Genomic DNA, 11,139 nt, shown 5'->3' on the forward strand with positions numbered 1-11,139 from the left:
GGCGTCAATCCTCCGCGTCGGCGGCAGCTAGGGGTGCGGAGGGCGTGGAGGATTCGGCGACGCCGAACCGGGCGGCGAAGGCGTCCCACGCGCGGCGGTAGTCGTCCTCGCGGTCCACGCGGGTGAAGGGCGGGTGGAAAATCTTAGTCACGGTGGCGTTGCCGTTGTCCACCGGCCAGGACACGGTGATCGGGCTGGTCCCGTCATGGGTCAGGCGGGCGCTGCGCAGTTCCTTGGCGCCGGGATCCTTGCGCACGGTGTTGGGCAGGCGCCGCCCGCGCGCGTCGTATTCGTCGGCGTTCTCGTACTGGCGCATCACCGGGAACTGGACGCGGTAGATGGTCAGCAGCTCGTCCAGCGTCAGGTCCAGCGCCTGAGCCACCAGCACGTCGATCTCCAGCAGGGCCTGCCGCCGCGCGAAGTCGCTGCGCAGCGCACAGCCGCGCTCCCACACCGGCGGCAGCGCGTCCCACGGCAGTTCATGCTCGTGCACGAAGCGCGGGTCGTCGTAGGCCCAGCCGTCGGCGCGCATCTCCCCGGTGAAGTTCCGCTCCCACAGCGGGGCGTAGTGGTTTGTCACCGAGACGAGGCGCAGGGTGCGGGCGGCGATGAGGTCGGCGTGGGTGCCGGAGAGGAGGGGGAGAACTTGAATTTGAGCTTGAACGAAATCAGCTTTACCCGTTGAACGTAATATAAAGTCATACACAATAGATGTTCCCGCGCCGCTAAATTCAATCATGTCTCCTTCATCATCGAAGGAAACACTAAATACAGGAGCTATGTGCGTGCTGCCCGGCGGACAAATTGTAGGCATGAATGTACGGAAATTTCCTGGCTGACCTCTTTTTCTGTGTACGTGCCTGTATTGTGCAGTCAGTGGACGCGGCAGCCGCTCGAAGGAAAATGAATGGCCTTGTCGAAGGTGAACGCGAGAATATTTCTTGATGTACTCGTCCGAATCTATAGAACAGGCCGTCGATTTCAGCCAATTAACGGCCTCAAGGACAGCTCCATCGGCAGTCTCAAAAAACGCGAAACGGCGCGCCGTTGCCGCCCCAGTTAGACTCTGTTCAATCCCGTAAAACAGCAAGGGCTCGCCGCACAGTATCTCCCAGATGTGGCGCTCTTCGTCCTCTATTGGCCAAAAACCAGGAAGGCTAGGTTTCGGCCACTCGTCGATCGCAGCGCGAAAGGCCTCCAAGTTCCCTACCTTATCACCGGGGCGATAGACAGTTTTAGGAAGGTAGTCCTCTGTTATTGCCGTCAGATCGATCTCATCGTAGTGACCACTTTGTGTGCAGCGGGTTCTTGCGGTCTTGTTCCACGGACAGCCGATATGTATCAGAGGACCAGAAAGGACGAGGTCTTCCGCCGAAGCCGGTTGATGTGCCGGGCGTTCGCAACGTGTGATGATCCCATCACGTTGTGCATTGGACTCGTGGAACATTTCAGTCGGAAAATAATGTCCGATCAACGAGCTGAGCCGTGTTTCCGCCCGCCCGATTTTCTCTAATACCGCCAAGATCGGACGGCCATGAATCTGCGGGAGGCGTGCCTGAACGGCGGGCGTCTCCGCATCCTCGAACAGCGCAGCCAGTTTTAGCAGGCTGTCTTCAGTGATCGTAACTAGACGCTCTGGATGTCCTGCCGTTTCCCACCTTCCGGCGTCCGACTTTATGCCGGGCAACGGTGCGCCTAGATGAGCTGACACACGGCATCTCTCTAACATGTCAGGAAGGAACAGATTGAACATAGCCTGGAAAGCAACTTCACCGGCCCGTCCGCCATATATGTTCAAACTGAACTTCAAACGTCCATGGTCGTTGGTTCCAGTAAAAAGATTGAAAACATTTTCAAACTGATAATGCCCCTTCAGCCGCCGATAATACGCCTCGCGGAACTTGCCGCCCTTCGGATCGTCGAACACGCCTTCCGGGTGCAGCAGCCCAGCCACGCCCTCTTCACCTAGCAGGTCCCAGCTCTTCTCGATGAAGTTCTTGTACAGGTTCGTCTGCACGCCGGTCAGGTGCGGGTACAGCGTGCGGTCGTTCAGGAAGGCCGACACGCCCTCGCCCACCTCGAACACGGCGCGGTACTCGGCCTTCCGCTCCCCGCGCGCCAGCAGCTTCGGGCGGGCGCGGTTCAGCCCCGCGCTCTTGGCGCCGCCGACGCCCAGCGCCGGATCGAATTCGCACAGCAGCGGCGCGTCGTTCCAGCCCACCTTGATCCAGGGCGGGTTGCCGGCCATCACGTCGATGCCGCGCGGAACCGGCAGCCCGTCCACCGCCGGACCCAGCAGTTCGGTGAAGGTCAGTTCCCAATGGTGGAAATGCTGGCGCTCCGAAACCTGCCGGCCGACGCGCAGGCAGGGCAAGGCCTCGCACAGCTGTTCGACATCCGGCAATTCGCCCTGGGCGGCCTCGAACAGCACCTCCAGGTTCATCTGCAGGCCCAGCTGGATCGCCAGCGCGCCGCGCGCATGCACGTTGCCGACATCGACGCCGCAGAGGATCTTCAGCCCGGCCAGCCACGCCTCGCGCGTCGGCAGCTCGTCGGTCTGGGCGATGGGCCAGAAATAGAAGGCGCACCATGTGTCCATGATCAGCCGCAGGCGCTGGAAGGCGCCGGAGGTCTTCTCCAGCGTGCGGCGGATTTCCTCCTGCCGCTCCAGCGTCGGGCCGGGGCGCAGGGCCTCGTCGCTGTCGGACGGGATGGGCCAGACGCTGGCGGTGCAGGCGGTGGCGGTCAGCGCGGCGGCGCGGTCGCGCGCATATTGCGCCCACAGATCGTCGATGGCGGCGCTGATCGCCTTGGCGGCGGCGATCTCGTCCTCCCGCCACGGCTTCTTGACCTGCTTCTTCGTCCAGTCGGCGCCCAGCTTGCACTCGTCCGGCCAGAAGGACTTCATCAGCTTGTCACGGCAGGCCGGGACCATGTCCTCGTCCCAGACCAGGAAATGATGGATCTCGTTGGCCGCGCGGGCCTCGCCGGGCTTGAGCGTGCGCGGCGCGGCGGCGTCCTTGCCGTAATGGTCGCCCTTGCGCAGCTGGTCGGGGGTCCACACCGCGCGCCGGGCGCCGATCAGGCTGTTGCCAGCACGCAGGCGCAGGCCGAACCAGGGAACGGCGCCGACGCGGTAGACGTCCGGCCGCGCCCCCTCCCCCTTGCGGACCAGCAGGCGGTGCATGCTGCCCAGCCACAGCGACAGGCCGCCCAGCTCCACCGCCGTGGGGTTCAGGTCCACGCCATAGACGTTGCGGGTGGCGATGTAGTGCTTGACCCGCCGCAGCTCGTCGTCGTAGCGGCCGGGTTCGATGCTGCGGCCGGTCTGCTCCTGCTTCAGCCGCAGATAGGCGTGGGCCAGCTGGTCGCACATCTCGTTGATGAAGGCGGCGGAGCCCATCGCCGGCTCGCACACCGTCAGCTCCAGGATGCGGTCGGCGTCGGACGGGCCGAAATCCTTCAGCCGCTCGTTCAGCACCTCGCGCACGAGGCAGCGGGTCAGCACCTCCGGTGTGTAGTAGGAGGCGGAGTTGGCGCGATCCACGCCGGTCAGGCGCAGGATGAACTCGCCCGGCACATATTCGCGCGGCTTGCGGCCCCGCCGCTCCAGCACGATCTCGCCCTCGCGGAACTCGCTGACGCGCGACACCGGCACGAACCAGGTCTGGACGTCGGCGGGGATGTCGTCGTCGTAGATCACCTTGACGCCCCCGGTGACGCCGCCCTCCGCGGCGCGGGCAAGCGCGATGCCGGATCCTGCCGGGTCCGCCGCATCATCTCCGGCGTCAGCCCCGTCTTCGGCTCCGACCGCCTCTTCGCTCCAATCGTCGGCGCCGTCTTCGGCGGCGTCGGTGTCGTCCGCCTCTTCCGCCGCATCCTCGCCATCGTCGGCGGGGCCGGCGGCGCGCTTCTTGTCCAGCGCGCGGTGAACCTGGATCAGCCGTTCCGCCGCGAAGAAACCGCTGTAGGACAGCAGCCCTTCATAAACGGCGCCGAGCTGGACGATGCCTAGCTCCGCATAGTTGATGCGGCCGATGGAGCGGCCCTTCTCGTCAGCGCCGAGGCTGAGGGCGCGGATCACCCGCTGCAGACGGATGTTCGGCAGCTCCGCGCGGTCCAGCAGCGGGGTGGCTTCCGGATCGAACAGGGTTGCGGTCAGCGGACGGACCACGAAGGCGCCGCCCAGCCCCTCATCGGCCTCCATCACCTTGCGCCCGGCCTGATCGAGGCGAAGCTGGCGGGGGGCCGCCGGGCCGTCGCTGAACATGGTGAGCTGTTCCGGCTTCACCGGCGCCCACGGCTCGGCCGCTTCGGCGGGGGCCGGCGCGCGGTTCGGCTGGAAGCCCTGGTGGATCAGGCGGAACAGCGTCTTCAGGTGCCTGTGGTAATAGGTGCCGTTCTCCGACTGCATCGGCATCTCGCCGGCATCGGCCAGATCGCGCAGCGCTTCCAGGCTGTAGCCCAGGCGATAGACGTCGTCGTTGATCGGCAGGATGCCCAGCTCGCCGCCGCGCGCCTCGGCATACAGGCAGAACAGGATGCGGTAGACGAAGACCAGCGCCTCGTGGCGCAGATGGTCGGCCGTCACCTCGCGCCCGCCGCTGGGCAGGTCCGGCTCTCCCTGCGCCAGGGTGGTGTAGGACAGCTTGCGCGCCCGGCGGTGATCGACCCAGCCGTTGCACACCTCCTCGATGGCGCGGCGCACCGCACCCTGGAGCTTGGCGGAAACGCCGTGGGTGAACTTGTGGCTCTGCCCCTCCAGCGTATCGTGCAGGACGGCGGCGGATTCGGAGTCCGGGCACAGGGTTTCGGCCGACAGCAGCGCGGCGATGGCCTCGAAGGAGGCGGGTTCCTTGCGGCCGAAGGCGTCGTCCAGGTCGAAGCGCAGCCAGCGCCCCTGGGCGAAGGTGGAGCGGTCGAACAGGTGGATCAGCGACCCCGACAGCAGCAGCACCCAGCGCGGGCTGTCCTCCTCCCGCAGCAGGCGGCCGACCGCCTCGCCCCAGGATGCCTCCAGATGGCGCGTGCCGTCGGGCGCGGCACCGCCGGGGACCGCCTCCTCCAGCGGTTCCTCGCTGCCCCAGTCCGCCGGCAGGGCGGCGTCGGGCAGGCAGAAGGGCGTCTCGGCCGCCACCAGCCACGGCTTGCCGTAGCGGGTCAGCCGGCACAGCACCGGCAGCGCCGCCTTCTCCGCCACCAGCACGAGGGACTCCGGTGCCGAGGCGTAGCCCAGCGCGCGGAGAAGGGCATCGTGCCAGCCGGCCAGCTCCGGCTCCGCCGCAGTGGCGCGGTGCGTGGTCTCGTCGTGGTCGAGGGCCTGGGCCTTCGCCTTGAAATAGATGTCGCCCAGCGCCTGGAGCCGCCGCGGCGCGCCACGGCTGCCCAGCTCCCGCCACGCCTTCACGGCACCGGCGATGTCCTTGACGAACTGGTGTTCCAGGTAATGGGCGGCGTAATACTCGCCCACATTGTTGACGGAGGTGTCGAGCGGCATCAGCGCACCCCCTCGATGGCGAGGACCAGACGGGTGGTGGGGTGGTCGGCGGCCTCGAAATGGGCCCGACGCCAGTTCTGCGCCCGATCCTTCACGTACTTCTCGCTCTCTTCCAGGTCCTGGCGTTTCTTGATGGCGGCGGCACCGGTCGGGTTCAGCTCCGCCAGTTCCTCCTCGATCCGCGCGCGCCGGCGCGCCAGCCAATGGTTCAGGCGCTGCTCCTCGCGCTCCAGCAACGGCTTCACCTCGGCCTGACGCTCCCGCCGGCGGTCGGCCAGATAGGCGAGGCTCTCATCGACCGCGCCTTTGACGAAGCCGCGCAGCAGCGGTTCCGGCAAGGTGCCGTGCTTTCCGGTGTCGGCGAGATCCTTGAAGCCGGCAGCCTCCAGCGCCGTGTGCAGGGGGCGGATGGCGCGGCCGCCGCCCTTGGACATGACGACGGCGTGGGCATCGACGATCAGCGGCGTGCCGGCACGGGAGCTGACCTGACCGATGAAGCAGAAGCACATCTCGCCCTGCGGCAGGTAGGGGGAGGCGATCATCGGCGCCTCGCCGCGGGGCATAAGCATCATCAGCCGCTCCGCCAACCAGCGGGAGACCGGGTGCAACTCGGTCAGAAGCAGCTCCTCGCTCCACTGGCCGCGCAGGTTGCGGGCGGCGCGGATGGCCAGATCGACGCGGCCGGGATCGACGGTCAGGCGGAAACGGCGGTCGTCGGTCCACGCCTCCTCGGGAATGGCTGTCGCACCGAAGATCACGTCACGCCCGGCCTCCGGATCGCCCAGGCGGCGGCGCAGGTCGGACGGCGGGGTCAGGACCACCTGCTTGCCCGTCTTCTCGATGGGATGATAGGAGCGGTCGTCGGTCTGCTGGGACAGGAAGGCGTAACCCTCCTGCAGGAAGGCGGCCTCATCGTACAGGCGGATGCGCGATGCGTCGCCGGGGGCGGCCGGCGCCGGCTCCGCCGCATCGGACGGAGCGGGCTCGTCGTCGCCGAACAGGTCCGCCAGCTCGTCCATGGCGTCGAGGGACGCCTTGCGGAGCAGCGCCTCCATGGATTGCGCCTCGGCCACCGCATCGTCGCCGACCGCCGGCTGCTCCCGGTCGAAGAGGCCGGGGTCGCCGGCCAGCAGGCCGTGTTCGGCCACGAAGGTTTCTTCTCCGTCGGCATCATAGATTTTCAGCACGCTCTCGCCGCTGCGCGCCGTGCGGTTGATCTCCTCGACCTTCTCGATCAGGCGCTGGAAGATCGCGCCATCGCCCTGCAGTTCGCCCGCCTGCGTGCGGACCATGAGGTAGCGGATTTCCGGCGTATGCGTCTGGCCGAAGCGGTCGATGCGGCCGTTGCGCTGGATCAGCGTGATGATGGACCAGGGCAGGTCGTAATGGATGATGTGCCAGCAGTGGTGGTGCAGGTTGACGCCTTCCGACGCGACGTTGGTGGCGACGAGGAGGCGCATCGTGGCGGTTCCCGTGCCGAAGGCTTCCACCGTCCGGCCCAGCCAGACGTCGGACATGCCACCGTGAATGGCGGCCATCACCTGACCGGGCTGCTCCTCCTGCCGGTCGGACCAAGGCAGCTTGAACTCGGCGGCAAGCGCGCGGGTCAGCGCCTCCTGCGTCACCCGGCTTTCCGTAAACAGCAGGACACGGGGGCTGGACGGACCGCCGTCCCAGCCGATGCGGCGGAGCTGGTCGACCATCAGGCGGTAGCGGGTGGAGTCCGCGATGGACAGCGTCTCCAGCGCCCCCCGCAGTCCGTCCAGCGCCGCGATGTCCGCCTCCTCACCCCGCTTGCGCTGGAGCGTGCGCAGGTTGGTCTCGACCATCGAGCGGCAGGCCTCGGGGCTCGACAGGAAGCTCTTGTACAGGCCCCAGCGGACAATGGCGTTGCGGTCGCCCTCCGCCGCGTCGCGCCGCAAGCCGGCGAGGCGGGCGTACACGGCCTCTTCCCGCGCGTCGGCGTCGGCGGTCGTCTCGGCCAGCGGGACAACGTAGCGGGCGGCGAAATCGTCACCGGCCTCCGCCCGGATGTCCTCCTTGAAGCGCATCAGGAAGAAGGGCTTGATGTCCTCCGCCGTGTACTGCCGGTACTTGGGGTCCGGGATTGCCGAGGGATCGAGCAGCGCGATGAGGCGCCCGAATGTCTCCTTGCGGCCGTTGTGAGGCGTGGCGGTGGTCAGGATCATGCTGTCGGCCCGGCGCGACAAGAGGCGGGCCAGCCGGTAGCTGTAGTTGCGGTCGGGATTGGTGGCGCCTGCGACGTTGTGCGCCTCGTCGATCACCACCACGTCCCAGCGGGTGTTCTCCAGGAAGTGGCGATAGCGCCCGACGTCCTTCAGCGTGTCCATGGAGACGATGATGCGGTGGTAGACCTCGAACGGGTTCTTCGAGGCGGGGATGCGCAGCCGCAACCGGGCCAAGCCAGTGGAATCGAGGCGGACCAGCGGTATGGCGAAGCGGTTCCACAACTCGGCCTGGAATTGGGTCAGCATCGACTTCTTGGCCAGCACGAGGATGCGCGCGGCACGGCCGCGGCGAATCATCTCCGCCAGGATCATGCCGACCTGGATGGTCTTGCCCAGGCCCACGGCGTCGGCCAGCAGAAGCCGCGGCCGCATCTGCCGCAGCGCCTTCTCCACTGCCTTGACCTGGAACGGCATCGGCCGGAAGGCGCCGATGCCATCCACATCGGGATGGGCGGCCGTCAACGGCATCTGGCGCAGCTGCGCTTCGAGAAACAGCTTGGCCTTCTGGAAGCCGTGGCTGCTGTCCCGTGTCAGGCGGGTGTCCCGCGGGTCAATGGGCTGGACATCGTCGAGGTCGGTCACGAACGCCGCCTCGTGCCCGCGCACCATCTCGTCCGCACCAAGGCAGTAGGCGATCTGCGACCCTGTCGCGACGTCCAGGCTTTCCGCCTTGGTCACCAGCCACTCGGCATCACGGCACAGCACCCGCATGCCGGGCGTCAACAGGGGGGCAGATCGCGCGGCCATGGGAGTCCTAAGGTGGCGGGAACGCAGAAGGGCGGGGTCGCGAGCCTGCCAAAATCCAGCCAGAAATGCAACCGGCAGTGATTGCATGCTTGGTTTCACCAACCCGCCTCAAGACCGAGCCGGACGTATCTTTTGCCCCATACTCTCGTGTCATTGTGCATTTGGCGCCGCGCGGGCAATTTTCCGAACGAAGGAGAATTGCAATGCTTGGCGCGACCAAGTTACGCGCCCACCCCAGGGGTCACCCTATCGCTGTCCTTCCACCCCTCTGCTTCCCCGCAGAGTACCGGCGCCGCGCGCTGCGAGAACGCCCGCCTGCGGGGGCGGTTGGAGGTTCTGGAACCGTTGGCGGCGACGCTCGCGGCATCCGCCCATCGTGAAGCCGGTGGCAAGGTGAAGCCCGCCAAGCAGGGCTCGTTGGGGCTGCCGGCCACGGCCGCACCGCCCGATTCCTGATCCCACCTATGACCGGGTTGGCGTCGGTGACGCCGATCTGCCCCTGTGTTTCCGCTCCCGCCGCCATCGGACCATATCGTCATGGCCGCTCCCACCATGGACTTTCCACCCGTGACCCACACCACCGACTCCACCGCCGCCACGGCGGCGCCCGCTGTCCAGCCGCCCCAGCAGGAGCAGCGGACCGTTCCGCTCGAGAAGCTGCTTGGACTGGCCCGCATTCTGGCGCGCCATGAGATGCGCCGGCGGCCGTCCCAGGCCGGCTTCATGACGTTCGCTGCCGGCCTTGCCCTTGTTCTTCTCGCCGCCCTGATCGCGTTCTCCCTGAAGGCCCTGCGATGACCGTCCTCCACCACCCCCGGCCTCGGGCCGTGATCTACGCCCGCTACTCGACCGACAAGCAGCGCCAGGAATCGATCGCCGACCAGATCGAGCTGTGCCGGCGCTACGCCGTCCAGCAGGGTTGGGAGGTTGTCGACACCTACACAGACGCCACGATCAGCGGCGCCTCACGGCACCGCCCAGGGTTTCTGAAGCTGGTGGATGACGCCGGGCGCCGCCGCTTCGATGTTGTGGTGTCCGAAGCAGTCGACCGTCTGGGCCGACGATTGGCGGACACCTCCGATCTCTATGACCGCCTCAACTTCCACAACATCAAGCTGTACACGCCGCACCTCGGCGAGATCACCACGCTCCACATCGCCATCATGGGCATGATGGCACAGATGCAGCTCAGGGAGATCGGCCAGAAGACCCGACGCAGCCATCTTGGCTTGGCCAGGGAGGGACGTATTCCCGGCGGCAAAGCCTATGGATACGACGTCGTCGACGGCGACAAGGCAGGTGGCGGGTATCGCCGCATCAATGCGGACGAAGCCGCCGTTGTCCACCGCATCTTCACGCTGTACGCCGACGGCATGAGTCCCCGCGCCATTGCGCGCCTGTTGAACGATGAGAACGTTCCTGGCCCCAGGAGGAGAAAATGGGTCGATACCACGATCCGCGGACAGGTCGCCCGCGGGACCGGCATCCTCAACAACGCCAATTATGCCGGCGTTCTGGAATGGGGACGTTGCGAGTTCGTCAAGGATCCGGGCACCGGCAAGCGCATCGCCCGCATCAACCCTCAGGCAAAGCGGGAGATTGTCGAAGTCCCCGAGCTGCGCATCATCGACGACGTTCTGTGGAACCGCGTCAAGGTGCGACAGGAGGCGGTTGCCACCGAGATCGGTCGGGATGAGCAGGGCAACGCTCTGAACCGCGTGCATCGGCAGCGCTTCCTTCTGTCCGGCGTGCTGGTGTGCGGCGTCTGCGGCGGCCGCTACACCATCATGGGCAAGGACCGCTACGGTTGCGCCGGCCACCGAAATTCGGGCACCTGCCCGAACGACCGCACCATCACCCGACAAGCGATCGAGGGCCGTGTTCTTGCCGGGCTGAAGGAGCGCCTGCTCAGCGCCGACGTGGTCGCCGCCTTTGTCGAGGAAATGGTGGTGGCGCAACGGCGTGATCAGGCCGAAGCCAGGAACCGGCGCGGCGACCAGGAGCGCGCCCTCGCGGGCATCGACCGGAAGATCGCGTCGATCCTGGAGGCAGTGGAGAACGGGATGTACAGCCCGGCCCTGAAGGAGCGGCTGTCCGCCCTGGAGGCCGAGCATGCCACGCTCGCCCCGAGATCGGCGCCCTGGAAACGGAGGCGCCGGAGATGCTGCTGCCGGCCAACCTGCCGGAGCTGTACCGGCGGAAGATCGCGGCGCTCGAGTCCGTGCTCGGCGACGGCGACGAGGGGATGGCCGCGATGGAGATGATCAGGTCCATGGTCGACCGCGTCGTGCTGTCCCCCTGCCCCTCGGGCGCCGGGCTGGAGGCCCAGCTTCATGGCGACCTGCTGGCGATCCTGGAGGCGTGCGCCGAAGCGGACCCGAAACGCCGACAGCCCGCCTCTTTGGAGGCGGGCTGTCAACTGTCGGTGGTTGCGGGGGCAGGATTTGAACCTGCGGCCTTCAGGTTATGAGCCTGACGAGCTACCGGGCTGCTCCACCCCGCGGATGTCTTTTGCTGTGGATGATGGATGCTGCGAAGATTCCGGCGATGTTGCTTTGGATTGTGCGTCTCTTGAGCCTGAGTGACCTGGCGGCGACCTACTCTCCCACGTCTTAAGACGCAGTACCATTGGCGCGGAGGCTTTTC

At 66.7% G+C, this 11,139-nt stretch carries 5 protein-coding genes and 1 tRNA gene; 3 read left to right on the forward strand and 3 right to left on the reverse strand.

Features of this window, described 5'->3' with window-relative positions; all coding sequences use genetic code 11:
- Positions 1 to 4 precede the first annotated feature (4 nt).
- Positions 5 to 5,497, reverse strand: coding sequence for a hypothetical protein (locus tag J2Y49_RS30340; RefSeq protein ID WP_310119338.1), 5,493 nt, complete (start codon positions 5,495 to 5,497; stop codon positions 5 to 7).
- Positions 5,497 to 8,493, reverse strand: a complete 2,997-nt coding sequence (locus J2Y49_RS30345; RefSeq protein WP_310119340.1) for a DEAD/DEAH box helicase — start codon at positions 8,491 to 8,493, stop codon at positions 5,497 to 5,499. Before J2Y49_RS30345 ends, J2Y49_RS30340 begins: the two co-directional genes overlap by 1 nt.
- A 207-nt stretch (positions 8,494 to 8,700) precedes the next feature.
- Here J2Y49_RS30345 and J2Y49_RS30350 point away from each other — a divergent pair, with 207 nt between their 5' ends.
- The 3 genes from J2Y49_RS30350 to J2Y49_RS30360 all read left to right on the forward strand — a co-directional run bounded on the left by J2Y49_RS30350 (position 8,701) and on the right by J2Y49_RS30360 (position 10,757).
- On the forward strand, positions 8,701 to 8,949 hold the full coding sequence (locus tag J2Y49_RS30350) for a hypothetical protein (protein WP_310119341.1): 249 nt from the start codon (positions 8,701 to 8,703) through the stop codon (positions 8,947 to 8,949).
- Positions 8,950 to 9,060: 111 nt separating this feature from the next.
- A complete protein-coding gene (locus J2Y49_RS30355; protein WP_310119344.1) occupies positions 9,061 to 9,291 on the forward strand; it encodes a hypothetical protein in 231 nt (76 codons plus the stop codon).
- Complete coding sequence (locus tag J2Y49_RS30360) at positions 9,288 to 10,757, forward strand: recombinase family protein (protein WP_310119346.1); 1,470 nt, start codon at positions 9,288 to 9,290, stop codon at positions 10,755 to 10,757. Before J2Y49_RS30355 ends, J2Y49_RS30360 begins: the two co-directional genes overlap by 4 nt.
- Positions 10,758 to 10,919: 162 nt before the next feature.
- On the opposite strand, the gene J2Y49_RS30365 is transcribed toward J2Y49_RS30360, so the two are convergent.
- Positions 10,920 to 10,996 (reverse strand) — tRNA-Met (locus J2Y49_RS30365).
- Between the last annotated feature and the right edge of the window lie 143 nt (positions 10,997 to 11,139).

Source organism: Azospirillum sp. BE72 (genome assembly GCF_031455875.1).
Classification (GTDB): domain Bacteria; phylum Pseudomonadota; class Alphaproteobacteria; order Azospirillales; family Azospirillaceae; genus Azospirillum.